This is a genomic window from Curtobacterium sp. PhB190 (genome assembly GCF_004365385.1).
Classification (GTDB): Bacteria; Actinomycetota; Actinomycetes; order Actinomycetales; family Microbacteriaceae; genus Curtobacterium.
The window spans coordinates 170,223-190,699 of sequence record NZ_SODN01000001.1 but is presented as its reverse complement, the minus strand read 5'-3'; the positions used below and the strand labels follow the sequence as shown (position 1 = coordinate 190,699).

Annotated in this window: 22 protein-coding genes and 1 tRNA gene; 14 read left to right on the top strand and 9 right to left on the bottom strand. The window is 72.1% G+C overall.

What is annotated here, in order from left to right; all coding sequences use genetic code 11:
- Positions 1-146: 146 nt before the first annotated feature.
- On the top strand, positions 147-1,154 hold the full coding sequence (locus tag EDF47_RS00850; RefSeq protein ID WP_133938260.1) for an AraC family transcriptional regulator: 1,008 nt from the start codon (positions 147-149) through the stop codon (positions 1,152-1,154).
- A gap of 118 nt (positions 1,155-1,272) precedes the next feature.
- Here EDF47_RS00850 and EDF47_RS00845 read toward each other — a convergent pair whose 3' ends face one another.
- Both EDF47_RS00845 and EDF47_RS00840 read right to left on the bottom strand, forming a co-directional pair.
- A complete protein-coding gene (locus EDF47_RS00845; protein WP_133938258.1) occupies positions 1,273-1,605 on the bottom strand; it encodes an ASCH domain-containing protein in 333 nt (110 codons plus the stop codon).
- A 3-nt stretch (positions 1,606-1,608) separates the two neighbouring features.
- The gene (locus EDF47_RS00840) at positions 1,609-2,598 is read right to left on the bottom strand and encodes a hypothetical protein (RefSeq protein WP_123292599.1); all 990 of its coding nucleotides are present in this window, start codon (positions 2,596-2,598) and stop codon (positions 1,609-1,611) included.
- A gap of 130 nt (positions 2,599-2,728) precedes the next feature.
- On the opposite strand from EDF47_RS00840, the gene EDF47_RS00835 reads away from it, so the two are divergent.
- A complete protein-coding gene (locus EDF47_RS00835) occupies positions 2,729-3,415 on the top strand; it encodes an HAD family hydrolase (protein ID WP_133938256.1) in 687 nt (228 codons plus the stop codon).
- An 88-nt stretch (positions 3,416-3,503) separates the two neighbouring features.
- Positions 3,504-4,670 (top strand): N(5)-(carboxyethyl)ornithine synthase, encoded by a 1,167-nt coding sequence (locus EDF47_RS00830; protein WP_133938254.1) that lies wholly within the window; start codon positions 3,504-3,506, stop codon positions 4,668-4,670.
- A 99-nt stretch (positions 4,671-4,769) separates the two neighbouring features.
- On the opposite strand, the gene EDF47_RS00825 is transcribed toward EDF47_RS00830, so the two are convergent.
- Positions 4,770-5,348, bottom strand: a complete 579-nt coding sequence (locus EDF47_RS00825; RefSeq protein ID WP_123292596.1) for a TetR/AcrR family transcriptional regulator — start codon at positions 5,346-5,348, stop codon at positions 4,770-4,772.
- Between the two features lie 81 nt (positions 5,349-5,429).
- On the opposite strand from EDF47_RS00825, the gene EDF47_RS00820 reads away from it, so the two are divergent.
- Positions 5,430-6,311 carry an NAD-dependent epimerase/dehydratase family protein gene (locus EDF47_RS00820; RefSeq protein WP_131846194.1) on the top strand — a complete coding sequence of 294 codons (882 nt, stop codon included), beginning with the start codon at positions 5,430-5,432 and terminating at the stop codon, positions 6,309-6,311.
- Between the two features lie 149 nt (positions 6,312-6,460).
- Here EDF47_RS00820 and EDF47_RS00815 read toward each other — a convergent pair whose 3' ends face one another.
- Together EDF47_RS00815 and EDF47_RS00810 are read right to left on the bottom strand one after the other, a co-directional pair.
- Positions 6,461-6,658, bottom strand: coding sequence for a hypothetical protein (locus EDF47_RS00815; RefSeq protein WP_133938252.1), 198 nt, complete (start codon positions 6,656-6,658; stop codon positions 6,461-6,463).
- Between the two features lie 25 nt (positions 6,659-6,683).
- Positions 6,684-6,756, bottom strand: a tRNA-Val gene (locus EDF47_RS00810).
- Between the two features lie 111 nt (positions 6,757-6,867).
- On the opposite strand from EDF47_RS00810, the gene EDF47_RS00805 reads away from it, so the two are divergent.
- The 5 genes from EDF47_RS00805 to EDF47_RS00785 all read left to right on the top strand — a co-directional run bounded on the left by EDF47_RS00805 (position 6,868) and on the right by EDF47_RS00785 (position 11,411).
- A complete protein-coding gene (locus tag EDF47_RS00805) occupies positions 6,868-7,512 on the top strand; it encodes a SatD family protein (RefSeq protein ID WP_123292593.1) in 645 nt (214 codons plus the stop codon).
- Positions 7,512-8,369 (top strand): hypothetical protein, encoded by an 858-nt coding sequence (locus EDF47_RS00800; protein ID WP_133938250.1) that lies wholly within the window; start codon positions 7,512-7,514, stop codon positions 8,367-8,369. The genes EDF47_RS00805 and EDF47_RS00800 overlap by 1 nt, the downstream gene beginning before the upstream one ends.
- Positions 8,370-9,294: 925 nt before the next feature.
- The gene (locus tag EDF47_RS00795; protein ID WP_133938248.1) at positions 9,295-9,822 is read left to right on the top strand and encodes a hypothetical protein; all 528 of its coding nucleotides are present in this window, start codon (positions 9,295-9,297) and stop codon (positions 9,820-9,822) included.
- Positions 9,823-9,882: 60 nt separating this feature from the next.
- The gene (locus EDF47_RS00790) at positions 9,883-10,863 is read left to right on the top strand and encodes an aldo/keto reductase (protein ID WP_131920437.1); all 981 of its coding nucleotides are present in this window, start codon (positions 9,883-9,885) and stop codon (positions 10,861-10,863) included.
- A complete protein-coding gene (locus tag EDF47_RS00785; RefSeq protein WP_123292588.1) occupies positions 10,860-11,411 on the top strand; it encodes a hypothetical protein in 552 nt (183 codons plus the stop codon). The genes EDF47_RS00790 and EDF47_RS00785 overlap by 4 nt, the downstream gene beginning before the upstream one ends.
- Positions 11,412-11,497: 86 nt before the next feature.
- On the opposite strand, the gene EDF47_RS00780 is transcribed toward EDF47_RS00785, so the two are convergent.
- On the bottom strand, positions 11,498-13,081 hold the full coding sequence (locus tag EDF47_RS00780) for a CoF synthetase (protein WP_243833983.1): 1,584 nt from the start codon (positions 13,079-13,081) through the stop codon (positions 11,498-11,500).
- Positions 13,078-14,115, bottom strand: a complete 1,038-nt coding sequence (locus EDF47_RS00775) for a hypothetical protein (protein ID WP_133938246.1) — start codon at positions 14,113-14,115, stop codon at positions 13,078-13,080. Before EDF47_RS00775 ends, EDF47_RS00780 begins: the two co-directional genes overlap by 4 nt.
- Before the next feature lie 103 nt (positions 14,116-14,218).
- Between EDF47_RS00775 and EDF47_RS00770 the strand changes: the two genes are divergently transcribed.
- The 5 genes from EDF47_RS00770 (at position 14,219) to EDF47_RS00750 (ending at position 18,734) form a co-directional block, all read left to right on the top strand.
- Positions 14,219-14,596 (top strand): holo-ACP synthase, encoded by a 378-nt coding sequence (locus tag EDF47_RS00770; RefSeq protein WP_131920443.1) that lies wholly within the window; start codon positions 14,219-14,221, stop codon positions 14,594-14,596.
- 124 nt (positions 14,597-14,720) lie between these two features.
- Complete coding sequence (locus tag EDF47_RS00765) at positions 14,721-15,029, top strand: acyl carrier protein (RefSeq protein ID WP_123292585.1); 309 nt, start codon at positions 14,721-14,723, stop codon at positions 15,027-15,029.
- Complete coding sequence (locus EDF47_RS00760) at positions 15,026-16,201, top strand: acyl-CoA dehydrogenase family protein (protein ID WP_208320983.1); 1,176 nt, start codon at positions 15,026-15,028, stop codon at positions 16,199-16,201. The genes EDF47_RS00765 and EDF47_RS00760 overlap by 4 nt, the downstream gene beginning before the upstream one ends.
- A complete protein-coding gene (locus EDF47_RS00755; protein ID WP_133938244.1) occupies positions 16,198-17,151 on the top strand; it encodes an amino acid--[acyl-carrier-protein] ligase in 954 nt (317 codons plus the stop codon). The genes EDF47_RS00760 and EDF47_RS00755 overlap by 4 nt, the downstream gene beginning before the upstream one ends.
- Entirely contained in the window at positions 17,148-18,734 is a 1,587-nt protein-coding gene (locus EDF47_RS00750) for an alpha/beta fold hydrolase (RefSeq protein WP_133938242.1), read from the top strand. Before EDF47_RS00755 ends, EDF47_RS00750 begins: the two co-directional genes overlap by 4 nt.
- 174 nt (positions 18,735-18,908) lie before the next feature.
- Here EDF47_RS00750 and EDF47_RS00745 read toward each other — a convergent pair whose 3' ends face one another.
- Together EDF47_RS00745 and EDF47_RS00740 are read right to left on the bottom strand one after the other, a co-directional pair.
- Positions 18,909-19,835, bottom strand: coding sequence for an alpha/beta hydrolase (locus tag EDF47_RS00745; RefSeq protein WP_166673163.1), 927 nt, complete (start codon positions 19,833-19,835; stop codon positions 18,909-18,911).
- Between the two features lie 53 nt (positions 19,836-19,888).
- Complete coding sequence (locus tag EDF47_RS00740; RefSeq protein WP_111085695.1) at positions 19,889-20,377, bottom strand: peroxiredoxin; 489 nt, start codon at positions 20,375-20,377, stop codon at positions 19,889-19,891.
- Positions 20,378-20,477: the final 100 nt, after the last annotated feature.

The following is a 20,477-nucleotide window of genomic DNA, read 5'->3' as shown; positions in this document are numbered from 1 at the left end:
AACGTAGGAGAGCGCGCACAGCGCGGAACAGGAGCATCATCACCGCCCTTGTGCCCGGAGCAGGACCGACGTAGCTTGGCGGCAGCTGCCCCGGACCCCGGTCGCCGGAACTCCTGTGTTCCTCGAGACGATCAGGGAGTGTCACCGTGCCGCAACAATCCGTCGACGAGACGTCATCCGCGACCACCACCGAACCGAACACCCCCACCGCTGCCGCACCGGTCCGCCTGGAGGCCTCGGCGTCCTCGCCCGAACAGGCCCTCGAGCAGTTGCCGGGCCTCGTCACGGGCACCTCCTGGCAGACCCGTCCGACCACCGGGGCGTACTCGTTCCGGTACCTGGCCGTCGGTGACGGCAACGTGACGCTCCGCCGGTCGCAGATGCGCGGCTACGTCCGCGGCACCGTGGCCTCCGACGACGCGTACATCGTCGTCCTGGTGCTCGGCGGCGTCGTCACGCTCGACCTCCTGCGCGGCGGCGGGCCGGTCGACAACGGCGTGCCGGCGCTGATGCCCACCGAACGACGCGCCGTGGTCGAGGCCAGCAACCACGACGCCGTCATGGTGCACCTCACCCGCGCGTTCGTGCGGTCCGTCGCCGAGGAGCGCCACGGCCTGCCCTCCGGCGGCCTGCACCTCGACGAGCGTGCCGTCCCCGCAGCGGACGCCGTCGTGCGCTGGCGGCAGGTCCTCGAGTCCGCTCGTCGGGTCCTCGCGGCACAGGGCGTGGCCTCCACCGCCTGGTCGGACGCCACCCGGGCCGTCGCCGTCGCCTTCCTCGCCCTGTACCCACCGAAGGCCGCCGAACCGTCGAGCGCCCTGTGGGCACCGCGGAACGCCCGGATCCGGCGGGCGGTCGACCACGTGCACGAGCACGCGGCGGAACCCATCGCCGTGTCGGACCTCGCCGCGGTGTCCGGCTTGAGCGTCCGTGCCGTGCAGGAGTCGTTCCAGCGGCTGTTCGGGATGCCGCCGTCGGCCTACGTCCGGTCCGTCCGGCTCCAGCGCGTCCGGGGCGACCTGCTGCGACTCGACACCGCGACCACCTCGGTGAGCGAGGTCGCACGCAGCTGGGGGTTCGCCCACCTCGGCCGGTTCTCGGCGGAGTACACGAGCCGCTACGGCGAGTACCCGAAGGCCACGCTGCACCGGTGACCGGTCGGGCACGGACCACGCGCCCTGGGCAGGGCCGACGGGCGGACGGGAGGCGTGGGGCGGGCCCGGACCGCGCCTCCCGTCCGTCAGGTCGTCCCGTCCACCGCCCTGGCGGACGTCACGCAGACGGCGTCGCGTCGAGCGCGATGACCGCGACCTGGACCACCGCGTCGTCCGGCATGTCCGGGTAGTAGTTGGCGCGCAGCTGCCGGGCGAAGTCGACCATGTCGGTGTCGGCCGGCTGGTGCGCCGCCCGAGGGGTGAGCTCCGCCAGGCGGTGGTCGGTCACCTCGGTGACCTGGCCGCCCAACGGCGTCGCTGAGGTGTGCTCGTCGAAGACGAACACCGCGGGGCCGGTGCGGATGTCCTCGTGCCAGCGCACCGTCGTGACCTTCTCGCCGCGGTGGACGGCGTCGTGGTGCTTCTGGTGGAAGTGGATCGTCTGGGACACGGATCAAGTCTGGTCGATGTCGACCAGGTCCGCGTGCCGCGCGGCGTAGGCCGTCGCACGGCGGATCCGGCGGAGCGTCAGCGGGACGATCCAGACGAGCACCGCCACCATGAGCACGAGGAACACCGGCGGCAGGATCCCGAGGTCGCCGCGGATCCACGTCGACACCATCTGGAACGCGAGCGCTGTGTAGAGCAGCCCGATGTACGCGAGCTGGAACCGCAGCGCGAGTGGGAGCACCGTGGCGTACCGGACGGCGCCGACCTGCTCAGCCGGGTCGAGCGGCAGGTCCGCGCCGCGGGCCACGATCTTCCCGAAGCGACGGAGCCGACCGAGGTCGTGGCCGGCGGACGCCCGCAAGAGCCCGCTCAACGGCAGCGACTGGAGCAGGGCCGCGAACGCGGTCGCAGTGAAGACCAGCTGGCCGGCGAGGAAGGCCGCCTGGGTGAGTCCAGCGGAGTCGTCCCCGGTGAAGGCGGCCAGGACCACCACGCCGATCGTCACGACGACGATGGACACGCCGAAGGTCACCGCGATCACCACGATCGCGTGGCGGAGTTCGGCCGGTCCGAACCGGTAGCCGACCGGGTACGCCGCCGGCGACGGCTCCGTGCGCCGGAACAGCGCACCGAGTGGTCGCGCGATCACCAGCAGCACCGCCGCTCCCCCGATCAGCACGACCGGCACCCAGACCGGCGCACCGGCCGAGACCGACGCGAGCACGACGACCACCGCACCCGCAACGTCCACGGCGACCACGCCCAGCAGCCACCACCGCAGGTACCGGGAGCTGTCCGTGGACGACCGGTGGTCCCAGTAGCCCGCCAACGACCCGACCACCGCAGGTCCGACGACGAACATCGGGATGCTGACGCTCACCGCGATGATCAGGACGTCCGAGACGTCGCTGAGTTCGAACACCGCCAGCAGGGTGCCCCCGAGGGTGAGCGCCGTGATCAGCACGATGAGCAGGACGTAGCTCAGGACCCGCATGGGGTGACTCCTCTTCCGGCAGGACGACGCCTCCCAGTGCATCCTGGCCGAGCGCCGACGGGCCGGCCCACTTCGTGCGGAGAACCGCATCACGTCAGGTCGTCGAGGTCGCCGTCCCTACGCTGAGGACATGGCGCATCTGCGAGCGGTCGGGTTCGACCTCGACGGGACGCTGTTCGACCACCGTGGCGCAGCGACCGCCGGTGCCGCCCGGTTCCTCGAGTCACTCGGCGTGCACGCCTCGGCGTTCGCCATCGGCCGCTGGTTCGCCGCCGAGACCGAGCAGTTCGAGCGGTGGCGAACAGGGCAGATCAGCTTCCCCGAGCAGCGGCGCGAACGGCTGCGGGCCGTCCTTCCCGCGCTCGGCGTGCCGATCCCCGCCGACGACGGTGGGCTGGACGAGCTCTTCGACGCGTACCGGCACCAGTACGAGGCATCGTGGCGTGCGTACCCGGGGAGCCTGCCGCTGCTGCGGACGCTCCGTGTGCAGGGGTACCGCATCGGCGTGCTGACGAACGGCACCGAGACGCAGCAGGTCGACAAGCTGCGCCGCACCGGCTTGCTCGACGCGGTCGACGTCGTGTGCACCTCGGAGCGGATCGAGGTGCAGAAGCCGGACCGTCGCGCGTTCGAGACCCTGTCCGCCGAACTCGGCGTCGAGCCGAGCGGCTGCTTGTTCGTCGGGGACAGTGTCGCGCACGACGTGGAGGCGGCCTGGGCCGCCGGGATGCACGGGCTGTTGATCGACCACGAGGCCACGGACGGCCCCGACATGGAGACCCTGGTGCTCACGGCGCTCGCCGACCGCCGCGGGTGACGTGGCCGCTCGGCCGCTCGACGGCTCGGCCGCTCGACGGCTCGACGGCTCGGCCGCTCGGCGGCGGCAAGCGGCCGTAGAGTGCACCATGACCCAAACACCGGCAGCATCGCCGCTGCTGCACCTCGGGGTGCTGGCCGAGTCGCGGAAACCCGACGAACGCCGCCTCCCGATCCACCCCGCCCACTTCGAGCGCATCGACCCCGACCTGCGCGCGAACATCATCCTGGAACGCGGGTACGGTCGCCGCTTCGGCGTCACGGACGACCAGCTCGAACCCCTCGTCGGCGCCATGGCGGACCGAGCCGAGCTCATCGCCGCGTCGGACGTCGTCCTGCTGCCCAAGCCCCAGGTGTCCGACCTCGAGGACCTGCGGGACGGGCAGGTCCTGTGGGGCTGGCCGCACTGCGTGCAGGACCCCGCCCTCACCCAGGTCGCGATCGACAAGCGCCTGACCCTCATCGCGTGGGAGTCGATGAACCACTGGCGGTCGGACGGCGGGTTCAGCCTGCACGTGTTCCACAAGAACAACGAGCTCGCGGGCTACTGCTCGGTCATCCACGCCCTGCAGCTCTGTGGTTCCACCGGGGACTACGGCCGCCGCCTCACCGCGGTCGTGATCGGCTTCGGGGCTACCGCCCGCGGTGCCGTCACCGCGCTGAACGCCCACGGGATCCACGACGTCCGCGTCCTGACCAACCGCGACATCGCCGCCGTGGGATCGCCGATCCCGTCCGTCGACATGCTGCAGATCAGCCAGGACGACCACGACCCCAGCGGCAACATGGTCAAGACCGAGGACGGTCCGGTGCCGCTGGCGCCGTACCTGGCCGAGAACGACATCGTCGTGAACTGCACGCTCCAGGACCCGAACGCGCCGCTCACGTACCTGCGCACCGAGGACCTGGGCGTGTTCCGTCCGGGCAGCCTCATCGTCGACGTCTCGATCGACGTGGGGATGGGGTTCGAGTGGGCGCAGGCGACGACCTTCGCCGAACCGATGACCACCGTCGGCGAGAGCACGAACTACTACGCCGTCGACCACAGCCCCTCGCTGCTCTGGAACTCGACGACGTGGGAGATCAGCGACGCGTTGATGCCGTTCCTCCGGCCGGTGATGGCGGGCGCGGCCGCGTGGGCCGACTCGGAGACGATCCGACGCGCCGTCGAGATCGAGGACGGCCACGTGCGGAACCCGGCGATCCTCGCGTTCCAGGGGCGCTCGGACGAGTACCCGCACGCGGTGGCCGGCTGACCCGGGCGCTGGGCGGGCGCTGGTCGGGCGCTGACCCGATGCGGAACGACGAGGTCGACGTCGTGCGACAACGGCCTCGTCGTACCGCGTCGGCGGTGCTCACCGGAGCGCCGCAGCAGCCTCCCGCAGCTCGGCGAACGCTGCGAGCGCATGACCCGCGAGTCCGTCGTCATCAGCGCGTGCCGCACCGGCCCACCGGTCGAACCCCTGCTTGAAGGCGAGCACGCCCATCTCGCTCGCGAGCCGGGCCGTCGGTTCCGCGACCCCGCGCTCGATGAGCGCATCGGTCATCGCGGCGGCCATCCCGACGCTCTTCAGGGCGTCGCGCTCCTGCAGTTCGGCGCTCGCGGCGACCGCGGCCTTGAGTCGCGGTCCCAGCTCGCGGTTCATCGGACCCATCTCGCCCGATGCACGTTCGAGCCCAGCGGCGACGGCGTCGAGCGGTGAACGTTCGGGCGCTGCGTCGGTGATCCCCTCGGACAACAAGCGGCTCAGCGTCTCCTGCCCGGCGACGAGCAGTTCGCGCTTGTCCGGGAAGTGTCGGAAGAAGGTGCTCTTCGTGACCCCCGCTCGCTCGGCGATCTGCGTCACGGTCGTCTCGTCGTACCCCTGCTCGGAGAACAGGTCGACGGCGGCCAGGACCAGCCGTTCCCGAGCTCCCGGTTCCCATCGCGCCATGGAAGCATCCTACGGGACGGGACAATTGTCTCATCACAGGTGTACGGTGACGAGACACTTGTCCCATCACTGGAGGATCTCATGCGCGTCTTCATCACCGGCGGCACCGGCACCATCGGAACGGCCGTCGTCGCCGAACTCATCGCCGCAGGCCACAGCGTCACTGCGCTCGCCCGCTCGGAACGCTCGGCCGCAGCCCTCACCGCGGCGGGCGCAGAACCGATCCGGGGCGGTCTCGGCGACCTCGACGTCCTGCGTGCCGGCGCTCGCGCCGCCGACGGCGTCGTCAGCCTCGCGTTCTCGAGCGACTTCAGCTCGCCGGACGCCCTGACCCGGGGCATCGCCGAGGAGGCGGACGCGATGGCCGCACTCGGCGAGGAACTCGTCGGCTCCGACCGCCCGTTCGTCGTCGTGTCCGGCACCCCGTGGGTCCCGGGCAGGGCGTCGACCGAGGCCGACCCTCTGCCCCTCGAGGGACCGGTCGCCGGCCGCGCTCGGTCGACGCTCGCCGCGCTCGAGCTCGCGGAGCGCGGCGTCCGGGTGTCGGCGATCCGCCTGCCGCGGACCGTGCACGCCGACGGCACGGGCGGCTTCGCGGGCATCCTCACCGAGACGGCCCGAGGCAGCGGTGTGGCCGGGTACCCCGGAGACGGCGAACAGCGCTGGCCCGCCGTGCACGCTCGGGACGCTGCCGTGCTCTTCCGACTGGCACTGGAGGTCGCACCGGCCGGCACGGTCTGGCACGCCGTGGCCGACGAGGGCGACCGGGTGCGCGACCTCGCCGAGGTGATCGGCCGACGGCTCGGACTGCCGGTCGAGCGCGTCGCGGATGAGACGTTCGGGGCGTTCGCCCCGATCTTCGTGATGGACCAGCCGGCGTCGAGTGAGCACACGCGTCGCACGCTCGGTTGGGAGCCGGTCCACGAATCACTGCTGGCAGACCTGGAACACGTCGAGCGCTGACGTCGAGCGCTGACGTCGCGCCCTGGGCGCGACCGAGGGACGGACGGGAGGCGCGGTGCAGGCCCGCACTGTGCCTCCCGTCCGCCGTCGGCGCGCGTGACCTGCCCCGCGTCGGTCGCGCGGACCGGTGCGGTCGTCAGGCGGTGCGGTCAGTTCCCCCACACGAAGAACGCGATGACCCCGCCGATCAGGACGGCGCCGATCGGGACGAGGTACACCCAGTCGTGACGGATGGGACCCTGTCCGGGCTGGTGGTCGCGCTGGAACGGCGCGACCGGGTTTCCACTCGTTCCCGGCAAGAAGTCGACGGAGTGCTGTCGGACCGGCTCGTGTCGTCGGCTGTTCATCGGACCCCCGTGATCGCGTCTGCGGTGGGCTCTGGCGGGCTCGAACCGCCGACCACTTCGGTGTAAACGAAGTGCTCTACCAACTGAGCTAAGAGCCCGCGACACGATCCTAGAGGTCGATCCCCCGTATCGTTGCGCTGGACATCCCGTCCGTTGGCCAGTTCAGCGCTCGGCTTCATTTCGCCGATAGTAAGCCGTACACTTAACCCATGTCCGACGACCCCGTCTACGCCGTGATCCTCGACCTCGTCGACTCACGAACGCTCGACGACCGCCCCGCCGCACAGCGCGAGGTCGAGCAGGCGTTCCGCGAGACAACCGACGTCACTCCGGTGGACCCGGTGCACGCGACCGTCGGCGACGAGTTCCAGGTGATCTACGCCACGCTCACGGACGCGCTCGTCGCCAGCACCGCCGCCATGCTCGCGCTGCCACCGACGGTGCAGGTCCGGCTCGGGATGGGTCGCGGGACGGTGCGGACGGTGGGGTCCGGCACGAGCGGTCCGCTCCAGGACGGCCCGGCGTGGTGGTCCGCCCGCGACGCCATCAACGAGACGCACCGCCGTGAAGACGGCAGGACGTCCTTCCTCCGGTCGTGGTTCCACGCGTCCGACGATCGCCACGGCACCGAGGAGCGACTCGTGAACGCCTACTTCCTCAGCCGCGACCACGTCATGGCCCGCCTGACGCCCCGGGCAAGACGCATCGCGCTCGGCCTCGTCCAGGGCCGGACCCAGGCGCAGATCGCCGCGACCGAGGGGATCACCCCGTCAGCGGTGTCCCAGTCGGTGCAGAAGTCGGGTGTGGCCGCGATCGTCGAGGGCCTCCGGGTCCTCGTGGGACAGGAACGCTGATGCTCGCCGGGATCCTCCTCGCACTCATCGGTCTGGGCGACGTCGTCCGGGCCCGCACCGGTGCCGATGCACACCGGCAGCGCACGCTGACCACCATCGCGGTCGTCGTGCTGTGGGCCGGGGTGTCCGCCGTGGCGTGGCTCGGTCTCGGTGTCCCCGTGTGGGGTGTCCTCGTCACGGTGGTGCTCGCGGCGGCGTGGATCGCCACGACCGCGCCGGTCCGAGCCGGTACCGGGACCGCCGACGACGACCATGACGCGCCGACGACCCGGGGGCTGCTGCGGCGGTCCGGGTCCTGGCCAGCGGTCCTGCTCGCCCTCGCCGTCGCCGTGCTGCTGCTCTGGGGGCCACTGCCCGACGGCACGGGCTTCGTGGTCGACTGGCACGACGGCTCGGGCCTGGCGTTCGTCGACGCCGTTCCGCTCGCCGCCGTCGTGGGCGGTGTCGGCTCGGCGCTGTTCCTCGTCGACTCCGCGAACGTGGTCGTCGCCCAGGCACTCCCGCCGGGACTGCAGCGCGGAGCCACCACGGGCGCCGAGGCCGATGACCTCCGCCGCCGGTTCGGGCGACGCCGACGCGCCGACGCCGACGCCGAACAGTCCGGGGACAGCACGGTGAGCCTCAAGGGTGGACGACTGATCGGCCCGATCGAACGGCTGCTCCTGGCCGGGTTCGCGGTGGCGGGGGCCTTCCCGGTGGTCGCCGCACTGATCGCGGCCAAGGGCATCGTCCGGTTCCCCGAGATCCGGCGCGAGACGACCGGCTACCAGGCGGAGTACTTCCTGATCGGCAGCCTGGTGAGCTGGGCGATGGCCTTCGCCGCCGCCGGCATGTGCTGGCTCCTGGCGCACAGCTGACCCGCGCGGAGTCCGTCCTGTCCCGCTCCCCCGTCCCCGTCCCCCGTCCCCCGAGGTTCCGAAATCTCGGCATCTCGCGGCCCCGAGCGCGCCGCTATGGAACCTCGGCGATGAACAGGCGGCGAGTCGTGGAACCTCGGCCCAGCGAGTCCGCCCGGCATCGGGCGCTTTCGGAGCCTCGTCAGGCTGCGCGGCGGGCCCGACCCTCGACCTGGCGTTGAACGAACGCCTGTCGGAGCCGCTCGAACAGCACGGCCGGACGCCCAGTGTCCGCGGCTGTCGCGTGGATGACGATCCAGCCGTTCACCGCGAACCCGTTCGACCGTCGCTGATCGTGCTGGAAAGTGCGGCGGCGTCGTGCCCAGCGACTCCCCGCGACGACCGCGGCTGCCAGTCCGTCGATCGTGGCGAGGCCGCGCGGGCCCACGAGGTAGTCACCGAGGACGACGAGCTCGGTCGGGGTGAGCAGCGACGCCGACTCGAACCACGCTCGTGGCGGCGGGCTGACCGGGATGCCACGGACGAGATCCGGTCGGAAGCCCTCGACGCGTGGACCGGAGCCCTGAGGTCACGACCGGTCAGCCGCGCAGGGCTCGCTCCGGCCGCCAGCGCCTCTCGCACCGGGAACGGCCTCGGCGAGTGGTCGACGCGTGCTCGATTCCCCATGACGAGAGCATCGCGCACGAGGTGTCGGGCCCGACCCCGGTGGGACGCATCTGTGGAGAACGACGCGGGACGGGCCTCCAGTCCGAACCCGGAGGACGCGGTGAGGTTCCACGACATGCCGCGCGATGATCACCGAGGTGCCGATCCCGGGCGAACAGCGGCCCGAGATGCCGAGATTTCGGAACCTCGGCGGCACACCGCGGAACCTCGGGCGCACCCGCACCCGAGAACCCCGGGGGTGGCGGGTACCCTCTCCCTCGTGAACGGTGCCGATGTCCTCGACGAATCCGGGCGGCTGCGGCTCCTCGGCTCCGGGGTGACGGGTGCCGCGTTCGCGGTCGTCCTCGTCATGCTCGTGCTGTCGTCGTGGACCGAGGCGACCACCACCGTCCTGGTCTCCGTCGGCATCCCCTCCGCGGCGGCAGGTGCCGCGATCGCCGTGTACCTGCAGCTCCGGTCCTGGCGCGCCGAGGGCGGGTACGAGAACTCGGTCCTGGTCCGCGACTGGGTCGCCGAGGGCCAGATCCCGGTCGGAGTACCCGCCGAGCTGTGGATCCCGCTCGTCCAGGCGCAGGCCGACCGCGAAGGAGCCGGCTGGGGCAAGGTCGTCCTCGGCACGCTGTGGATCGCGATGACGTGGTCGATGCGTGACCAGCACGACGCCCTCATCACGACGATGTTGATCCTGCTCTGGGCCGGAATGGTCCTGTGGGCGGCGGTGTGGGTCATCCCCCGCGCTCGAGCGGCCCGTGCGCTGCTCCGCCGCGGCGTCTCCACGATCGGCTGAGCGACCGCGCGGGACCATTGGCTGAGCGACCGCCGGAGCCCGCTGACTACGCTCGGCGGCATGCAGAGTCGCACCCTCGGTCGCACCGGCCGCGAAGTCTCCCCCATCGGTCTCGGTACGTGGCAGTTCGGCGGTGACTGGGGTCCGGTGAGCGAAGCGGACGCGAACGCCGTGATGGACGCCTCGGTCGAGTCCGGTGTCACGCTCTTCGACACCGCCGACGTGTACGGCGACGGTCGCAGCGAGCAGCTCATCGGTTCATGGCGCGCATCGAACCCCGACGTGCCGTTGACGGTCACGACGAAGATGGGGCGCCGCGCCGAGCAGGTCCCGGCGAACTACGTCGCAGCGAACTTCCGCGAGTGGGTCGACCGTTCCCGCACGAACCTGCGGCAGGACACGCTCGACCTGGTGCAGCTGCACTGCCCGCCGTCCGAGGTCATCGGCGACGACGCCGTGTACGACGCCCTCGACGCGCTGGTCGCCGACGGCTCGGTCGCCGCCTACGGCGTCAGCGTCGAGACGGCCGACCAGGCACTCGCCGCGATCGCCCGGCCCGGCGTCGCGAGCGTCCAGATCATCCTCAACGCGTTCCGGCTCAAGCCGCTGGACCGCGTGCTGCCGGCGGCCCTGGAGGCAGGGGTCGGCATCCTCGCGCGCGTCCCGCTGGCGTCGGGGTTGCTGTCCGGCAAGTACACGACGGAGACGTCGTTCGCCGAGGGCGACCACCGCAACTACAACCGCCACGGCGAGGCCTTCGACCAGGGCGAGACGTTCAGCGGTGTGGACTACGACGACGGCGTGCGCGCGGCGCAGACCTTCGCAGCGTCGCTGCCGGACGCCGTCTCGGTGCCGCAGGCGGCGCTCGCCTGGGTCATCGCGCAGGACGGCGTGACCGCGGCGATCCCCGGAGCCCGCAACCCGGAGCAGGCCCGGTCGAACGCGGCGGCCGGCGACCTGCCGGAGATCGACGGCCTGGACGCCACGGTGCGCGACCTCTACGACACGTGGTTCCGCGCCACGGTCCACGACCGCTGGTGAGGACCCGCGTCGTCGCGGTCGCGGTGGCCGCACTCCTGCTGCTGTCGGGCTGCGCAGCGCCGGGGGCGGGGGCGTCGCGCGACGCTCCGCCGTGGCCGCGGCCGACCGACCTGTCCGCCCGTGCCGACGCTGCGGGGCTGCGGAACGTGTGGGGCGAGCGGCTCGCCGAGCACGTCCACACCCACCTGACGATCCTCGACGGTGACACCCCGGTGACGGTCCCGGCGAACATCGGGCACTCGGACCGGGGGAAGTTCGCCGCCGAGATCCACACGCACGACACCTCGGGCATCGTGCACGTCGAGTCCCCCACCGAGCAGACGTTCACGCTCGGCCAGTTCTTCGACGAGTGGGGTGTCTCGCTCGGTCCGGAACACGTCGGCGGCCTGCGCGGCGAGCTCACGGTGTGGGTGGACGGGCGCCGGACGATCGGCAACCCACGCTCGATCGAGCTGACGAACCGGCGCGAGGTCGTCCTGATCGTCACGACGATCGGCGAGGTCCCGCGCCTGCCAGCCCCCTTCGACTGGCCGCCGCAGTACGGCTAGCTCGAACGGTGCGGGGTTCCGTACCCGGTGCGCCCCGCCGGGACTCGCACCGAAGACGGAACCTCGCACGGAACCGCACCGCCCGCTCACGCCTCCTTCGGCGCGACCCACGCCAGGTCGAGCTCCCACCGCTCCACCGAGCCGGCCGGCAACTGCCACACGTACTCGTTCTTGAGCTTCTTACCGTCCTCGCGGAACGGCCCCGTCCGGTACGGGTAGAACGCCACCGTCGGCAGTGTGCCGGGCGGCGCAGTGCGGATCGCGTTCGAGAAGTCCTTGTTCAGCCGCCGCAGTTCGGCGATGACCGCGGGGCGCGCCGCGTCCGAGTCGAAGGACCCGGCGCCCGCCGCGAGCTGGAACGCGATGTGCAGCTGGCGGTCGCCCCGGTCGTCCTCGTAGCTGATGAGCCGGTGGTTCTCGACGGCCTCGAGCAGCTCCGGGTCGCCGTAGACCACGTCACGCACGACGTCGGGTGCGACGACCGCGCCGTTGTAGTCGACGGACAGGTCGGACCGGCCGTAGTGGAACAGCAGCGGCAGGTCGAGCTCGGCGGCGTCGGCGAGTTCGTCGAAGCCGTGTGCGCGGAGCGTCTGCCGCAGTGGACGCATCCGCACCACGTGCCCGCGGTCGTGGATGTTGTACCGGATCCGGGGGCTGATGTTCTCGGAGCGGGCGATCGTGACGACGAGTTCACCGAGTTCGTTCGTCTCGATCAGGTACCCGAACGGGTTGAACTGGAACACCATCGGCAGCACGCCGTACTCGGCCTGCTTCGTGAGCGCGGCGGACAGCTCCGGTGAGGCGGCGATGGCCCGGCGCAGCCGCACGCTGAACGGCGTCTCGATGCCGAGGTTGATCTCCAGGTCGCTCGCCCCGTACGAGCCGAGGACGGCCTGTGCGTACTGCTCGATGTGGGCGCGCATGTTCTCGCTGATGCCCTCACCACCGAACGCCGCGACGATCGTGTACTCGCTCCAGTCGAGACGGTCGTCCTCGAACAGCGCCTTCAGGAACGGCGGGTAGCTGCAGATGATGTACGTGAAGTCGGTGCCGAACTCGCGCATCGTCTGCACGATCTTGTCGCGGTCCGGCCCGATCGACTTGATCATCGACGACTCGGTGAGCGACGCCGTCACGTTCATGCCGGTGGCCCACGCCCCGAGCGAGAACGCGTTGAGCACGAACGGCTGCTTCGGCAGGTCCTTCGCGGTGCGCGAGAACCCGAGCTGCAGCAGTTGCCGTGTGGCCTGGCGTTCGTCGGGACCGCGCACCCAGCTGGTCGGCGTGCCGCTCGACCCGCTCGACTCGTCGACGACGACCCCGCGCCGTGGCAGCCGCCCGTCGACGCAGCGCTCGGGGATGCTCCACCGCTTGACGTACGACTCCTTGTCCATCTCGGGCAGCCCCGAGATCGCTGCGGCGATCCCGCCACGCGTGTCGAGACGGAACGGACGGGAGGCCCGCCCCGCCTCCGCCAGGAAGGCCCCGTACGCAGGCACCCGCTTCGCAGCCCGCTCCACGGTCCGCCAGGCACGCCAGCGTCCGAGGGTCCAGCGGAGCGGCTCGATGCCCGGCGTGAGCAGGAGCTTGTGGGTGCCGACGCGCGGCATGAACAGCGCCACGAAGGTCTCGACGACCCAGACGACCGTGAAGACCGCCGCGCGCTTCACCGTGCACCCCCGAGCGTCATGGCGGCCGCGGGTCTGCGGTGTGCCAGGGGTGGTGGCGCGCTGTGCCCGAAGCGGAACAGCATCCACGCCATCCGGCCGTCGGACTCGTCGACGCCGGCCTGCTCGACGAAGGCGGCGTGCGAGCGCGGGTTCGTGATCACGGTGCCGAACGGGTGCAGGGCGATCCCGCGCGCGGTGAACTCGAGCCAGATCCGCATGAACACCCGGCCGGCCTCGACGTACTCGGCCGGCATGCGGAACGGGCCCTCGAGCCAGCCGAGCTGCCGGACCCCACGCATGGTCGACAGGTACACGCGCTTGAAGACCCCGCCGACGCCGGGTGCTTCCCACAGCCCGCGGTGCTCCATCGCGAACCGGAGCACCGGGCCGGGCATGAGCATCGTCTCGGCCGACAGACCGTCACCGGTCGTCGCCGCCTGCCGCTTCGAGAACCGCAGCCAGTGCAGGATCTCGTCGTGCACGGCGTCGTGCTGCAGGTCGTCGAACAGCGTCTCCTGGTTGACGCGCACGATCTCGTCGACGGTCGGCCGGTCAGACGTGGTGCGGAAGCGCTGCCCGGCTGCCGACGCGATGGCGGACGCGGCCTCGATCGCTGAGTCGTCCACCAGGGTGGCGTCGTAGGGCCTGCGTGAGGTGCGCCGCGCGAGGAAGCGACCCAGGGCCTCCCGGTCGTCCGCCGTGACCGCCCGCGGACGCAAGGTCACGCTGCCCAAGCGGTGCAGACCGTCATCGGCCGCGCCGTCCAGCCGGCCGAAGTCCATCTCGGCGTGGTCGAGCCGTTCCTGCACGGAGAAACCGTGCGCCCGGGCGACGACCTCGAGCCCGGCCAGGAACACCCCCGCGCAGACGTGCCCGAACGGGATGCCGAAGGACTCCGCCGGCAGCCCCCGTTGCAGGTCGTAGAACACGGTCGCGGTGCGGTCGTCCTCGACGCGCACGACGATCGGTTGCGAGTTGTGCGGCGACGGGTAGTGTCGCGCGTCCTCGATGATGCCGGTCCACGGTGATGCCATCGGTTCCCCCTCGGTGGTCTCTGGCACCGATCATACGAACCCCCTCCGACGCCCATGCCGCTGCCGGCATGCGGGGTCGCCGCGACCTGCGTAGCCTGCTGCCATGGGCACGATCCGGACCGGTACCGACCTCGCCGCGGTCGAGGACGTCGTCGCGGGCATCTCCGCCCACGGTGAGCGGTACCTGGACCGGCTCTTCACCGTGCGGGAGCGTACCGACGCGGGCGACGACCCGGAGCGTCTGGCGGCACGGTTCGCGGGCAAGGAAGCGGTGGTGAAGCTGCTCCGCCCCGCTCCGGACCAGGCGATCCCGCTGCGCGACGTGGCGATCGTCCTCGACGACCGCGGGGCGCCGACGGTCGAGCTGACCGGGGCCGCCGCCGCGCTGGCCGAGTCGGTCGGGTGCGGCCCGATCGCGGTGTCACTCGCGCACGAGCGGGGGCTGGCCGTGGCGACGGCGGTCGCGCTGTCCGACCGCTGACGGGGCGCACCGGCACCACCGCCCGCGCCACCCTGTACCACCGCACAGGGGCGTCGGACGCCGTGCGGTTTCGCGCACCCGCACGGCGGTTTCCCGAGGCCCGGTCTTCCTTATCGTTGCCGTCATGGACCAGGAACCACAGCTCTCCAGCACGACCGCACCGACGGCGACCACGACCGCGACGCTCGCCGACCCGGCGATCGAGCAGGCCGTCCGCCGCGCCCTCGCCGACCACGGGCGCCTGACCGTGGACGCGCAGGACGTCGCCTCGATCGCCGACCTGTACGCGCTCGGGCTGTCGTCGCACGCCACGGTGAACGTCATGCTCGCCGTCGAGTCCGAGCTCGACGTCGAGTTCCCCGACTCGGTCCTGAACCGGTCGACCTTCGCCACCGTCGAGTCGATCGTGGCCGCTGCGGAGCTCGCCTCGTGACCCTGACCATGGCGGCGACCGCGGTCGTCGACCGGTTCGCCGAGCGTGCCGCCGCCGTCGCCGCGGTCGCCGCGCAGTTCGCGGACGAGGTCGACCGCGACGCCCGTCCGCCGCGCGAGGCCATCGCTGCGATGCGCGAGTACGGTCTGCTCGCCGCTGCCGTCCCCGCCGAGCACGGTGGCGAGGGCGCTTCGGTGTCCGAGCTCTCCGCGATCGCCACCGAACTCGGTCGGGCCTGCGCCGCGACCGGCATGGTGTTCGCGATGCACCAGGGCCAGGTCATGGCGCTCTGGCGGCACGGCGGCGACGGTGCCGGCGTGCTCGAGACCATCGCCGCGGTCCGCGACGGCGCACTCGTCGCCTCGGCCACGACGGAGCGCGGGGTCGGTGGCGACGCCCGTCGTTCCACGTGCTCGATCGAGGCCACCGACGACGGCCGGATCCGCCTGCGCAAGGACGCGCCGGTGATCTCGTACGCCACCGAGGCCGACGCGGTGTTCGTCACCGCCCGCCGCGACCCGGACGCCCCGGCCTCCGACCAGCGGCTGCTCATCTGCCGGACCGACTCGATGGTGCTGTCGCAGACCTCCACCTGGGACACCATGGGGCTGCGCGGGACCTGCAGCAACGGCTGGATCCTCGACACCGAGACCACCGTCGACCGGGTGTTCCGCGACGACTACGCCGCCATCTCGGCGCAGACGGTCCTGCCGGTCTCGCACGTGCTCTGGGCCTCGGTGTGGCTCGGCATCGCCGCCTCGGCGAGCGAGCGCGCCCGGACCGCCGTCCGCAAGCAGGCCCGCGCCGCGATCGGGACGACCCCGCCCGGAGCATTCCGGCTCGCCGAACTCCTGGTCGACCTGCAGGCCCTCGCCGACTCCGTCCGGCACGCCGCCGAGCGGTTCGACGCCGCGGCCGACGACCCCGAGGTGCTCGCCTCGAGCGCCTACGCCCTCGCCGCGAACGCCCTGAAGATCGGGGCGTCCGAGCGCGTCACCGACATCGTCACGAAGGCGATGCGGATCGTCGGGATCGCGGGCTACGCCGCCTCAGGTCCGATGAGCATCGCCCGACACCTCCGAGACGCCCACGGCGCCGCCGTCATGGTGAGCAACGACCGTCTCCTCAAGAACGACGCCGACCTGGCCCTCATGACGGGAGTGATCCTGTGACCCTCACGGACCCCACCACCACCACCACCACCGCTCCGGACCTCGACGCCGCCCGCGCCGCACTCCGTGCCCGCCTGCTCGCCGACCGCGTGCTCATCGACCTCGGCTCCCCCGGGCTGTACGGCCGCACCGGCGTGTTCGAGCGCGTGTACACGGCCGTCGACGCCGCAGCCGAGCGCAGCCAGCAGGACCTCGACGCCGAGGTGCTGCGGTTCCCGCCGGTCGAGCCGCTCGCCGCGTTCGAGCGCACCGACTACATCGCGTCGTTCCCGGACCTCGCCGCGTCGATCTCCGGCTTCACCGGCGACGACCGCACGCACCGGGCACTGCTCGCCGCCCGCGAGCGCGGTGAGCGCTGGGAGGGCTTCCTCGAGCCCGCCGACCTCATGCTCACCCCCGCGGTCTGCCACCCGGTGTACGGCCTGGTCGGCGACACGATCCCGCAGGAGGGCCGCTTCTTCGACATCGTCGGCGACTCCTTCCGCCGCGAGCCGTCGCTCGACCCGATGCGCCTGCAGGCCTTCCACATGCACGAGTTCGTGCACATCGGCACGCCGGCGTCGGCCCAGCAGCACCGCGACGGCCGGATCCCGGTGATGCGCGAGCTGCTCGAGTCGTTCGGGCTCGAGATCGACGTCGTCCCCGCCAACGACCCGTTCTTCGGCCGCGTCGGGCAGATGCTCGCCCGCAACCAGGTCGAGCAGGCGCTCAAGTTCGAGTTCGTCACGCCCGTCTACGGCGACGACCACCCGACCACGGCGATCAGCTCGGCGAACCTGCACGAGGACCACTTCGGCACCTCGTTCGGCCTCCGCACCGCCGACGGCGAGGTCGCCCACAGCGCCTGCATCGCCTTCGGCCTGGAGCGCATCACCATCGCCCTGTTCGCCGCACACGGCACGGACGTCGACGCCTGGCCGGCGTCGGTCCGCGCGGCACTCGAGCTGTGACGACGCTGCACGGATGGTCCGGTTCGCCGGCCGTCCGGGCCGCCGTGCAGCTGCCGCCCGCGGCGCGGGCCGGCGTCGTCATCTGCCCGCCGCTGGGACAGGAAGGCGTGATCGCGTACCGCACGCTCCGCCTGCTCGCAGACCGTCTGGAGGCCCGTGGCATCGCCTCGGTGCGCTACGACCCGTCCGGACGTGGTGACGGTGAACCCGACACCGACCCCGACGCGCAGGTCCGGTCCGCACGCCACGCGGCCGCCGTGCTCCGCACGTCGGGAGTGCAGCACGTCGCGTTCGTCGGACTCGCCTCCGCAGCCCTCGTCGCCGCGGCCGCCGCGGAGGACGCCGACGCCCTGCTCGTCTGGGACGCCCCGGCGTCCGGTCGGGGCTGGCTCCGTCGGCAACGTGCCCTCGCGACGATCACGATCGGCAGCGAGCGGATCGTGGACGGCGTCGAGAGCCTGATCGGCATCGAGGTCGAACCCGACGAGGCGACGGCGCTCTCCGCCCTCGCCTTCGCGCCGCGCACCGGTCCGACCGTGGCGCTGGTGCGGCCCGAGACCCGCGCGCCGAAGGCCCTCGGACCCGTCGAGACCGTCGAGGTGCCCGGCAGCGCCGAGTTGCTCGACGGCACGAGCATCCACGCCCGGATCCCCGGAGCCGCGGTCGACCGAGCCGTCGCCTGGCTCGACGCCTGGGCGCCGACCGCTGCGGCGCCGGTGGTGCCGCCCGTGCTCGACGAGGTCCTGGACGTCGACGGCCGCGTGTCGGAGCGCATCGTCCGCCTCGGCCCCGACGCGTTGTTCGCCGTCGAGACCGTGTCGTCCGCCCAGCACCACGACGCCCCGCTCGTCGTCCTGCACAACGGCGCCGCCGAACACCGGGTCGGCGCCACCGACTACCAGGTCGACCTCGCCCGTGCCCTCGCGCGTGACGGCGCCCGCGTCGTCCGGGTCGACCGCCGTGCCACCGGCGAGAGCACCAGCGTGCGCGAGGACGAACGCAGCTTCCTCTTCGCCCAGGAGTGGGTGGAGGACCAGTCCGCCGTCGTCGCCGACCTCGGCACCCCCTCGGACCGCCTGGTGCTCGTCGGCATGTGCGCCGGCGCGTGGCTCGCCGGTCGGTCGGCGGACGAGGCTCCGCGCCTGGTCGTCGAGATCAGCCCGAACGACTACCGCCGGCAGCCGGCGGCCCCCGGCAGCTACGAGGACGCCGTCCGCGCGGTCGACGCGCCCTCGGCACGTCGGCTGTGGGTCCGCCGGCGGTACAACGCCGTCGTGCCGAAGGCCCTGCGCGAGTGGATCGCGCGGCGGGACCGCGTCGGCGGCGTCGTCGAGCACGTCCGACCGCTCGTGGAGCACGGCACCGACGTCGTCGTGATCGCCGCCCCGGACGACGCCGCGCTGTTCGACCGGCTCGGCGGACAGAAGGCCCTGCGCCGCTACGGCGGTGTCGGTCGGCGCGGTTCGGTGTCGATCGTGCGGGTCGAGGACGGCGACCACTCACTGTTCTCCCCCGTGATGCGTCGCGCCGTGCGCGCCGAGGTGCGTTCCAGCGTCGCGGCGACGTTCCCCGTCCCCGCCTGACCCGTCGACCCGCTCTGGTGCGTGTGCATCGAGCGACGTTCCACGAGCGGATCGACTCGTGGTCTGTCGCAGTGTGCGCACGCATCAGGTGCGTGTGCATGTTCCGACGGTGCACCGGTCGATCGACGCGTGCTTCGTCGGAACATGCGCGCGCAACGACAGCGCGCGCGAGCGTCAGGCGAGCCCGAGCTCCCGGGCCACGGCGTCCGGGTGCTCGACGTGCGCGAAGTGCCCGCAGTCGTCGAGCAGCACCGTGCGGGTCTGCGGCACGAGCTCCCGCAGGGCCTTGAGGTCCGAGACGCGCGCGAACACGTCGTCGCGCCCGGCGATCGCGGTGACCGGGCAGGTGATCCCCCGCCAGCGGCCGAGGTCGTAGCCCGCAGCGGTCCGCGCCGCGTCGGTGAACCGGGTCGGCCGGAGTTCCCGGACGAAGGCGTCGAGGACACTGCGGTCGAGGCGTCGCACGTGCGTGAACACCGGCGCGGCGAGCAGCGGCAGCAGCCCGACGCGGGACAGCGCCCGGAGCATCTGCCGCGCGGCCTCGCCGGTGATCGACAGGCCCGCACGCAGCAGGGTGAACGACGGCAACGTCCGGAGCCCTCGGAGCGGGTGCCGTGCGGCGTCCGCGGTCGCGACGGTCGTGCCGGACACCAGGGCGACCGAGCGCACGCGCCGGGGTGCGACGACCGCCAGGTGCATCCCGACGAAGGCCCCCATCGAGTGCCCGACGACGTCCACCGTCGTGATCCCGAGTGCATCCAGCACCGTGACCGGCGACACGGCGACGTCGTCGAGGTCGAACGCACCGCTCGGCGCCGGCGACGATCCCCATCCCGGCAGGTCGACGAGCACGAGGCCACGGTCACCGACGCCGTGCGCCGCGGTCAGCAGCGGGGTCCACGTCGACCAGGAGCCCGCGACGCCGTGCAGCAGCAGGAGCGGGTCGGGACCCGGGCGGTGGTGCACCACGACGGGTCCGGCGGGCGTCAGGACCTCGGTGCGCCGGAGGTGCCACGCGGCGGGCGTGGGCGACACCGGGGAGGGAGCGTAGGCCTCGGTGGTGACCACACGGTCACGTGCATCCGTGTCGATGGCGTGCACCGGGCCTCCTGTCCGCTGTCGACGCGGATGCGTCGCAGGAGGGATTCGGAACGCTAGCCGACCGGGACGGGTGCGGTGCAGGCGGCGAGGCGGTCGAGCGCGGCCTTGTACTCGGCGACGTCGCGCTGCAGGCCGGGCTCGGTGATGATCGAGGCCTTGATGCGGCCCTGCACGTCGATGACGAAGGTCGCGCGGGTGGCGAAGCCCTTGTGCTCGAGGAAGACGCCGTACTCCTTCGAGACCGCGCCGTGCGGCCAGAAGTCGGCGAGGAGCTCGAAGTCGTAGCCGTTGAGCTCGGCGAAGGAGCGGAGCGTCGCCTTGGAGTCGACCGAGATGCCGATCAGCTCGACGCGCTGGTCCTGGAACATCGCGACGTTGTCCTGCAGGGCGCAGAGCTCGTTCGTGCAGTTCGACGAGAACGCGAGCGGGAAGAAGACGAGTGCGACCGGGCGGTTGCCGCGGAAGTCGCTGAGTCGGACGTGCTCACCGAACTGGTTCGGGAGCTCGAAGTCCGGCGCGAGAGAGCCGATCTCGAGAGCCATCGGGACGTGTGCTTCTTCCTCGGGTGTGGGGTGTACCCGTCGGGTCCGTGCGCACGCGGGTCGCGTGTGCACGATCGGCCATGCTACGCCGACCGCACCC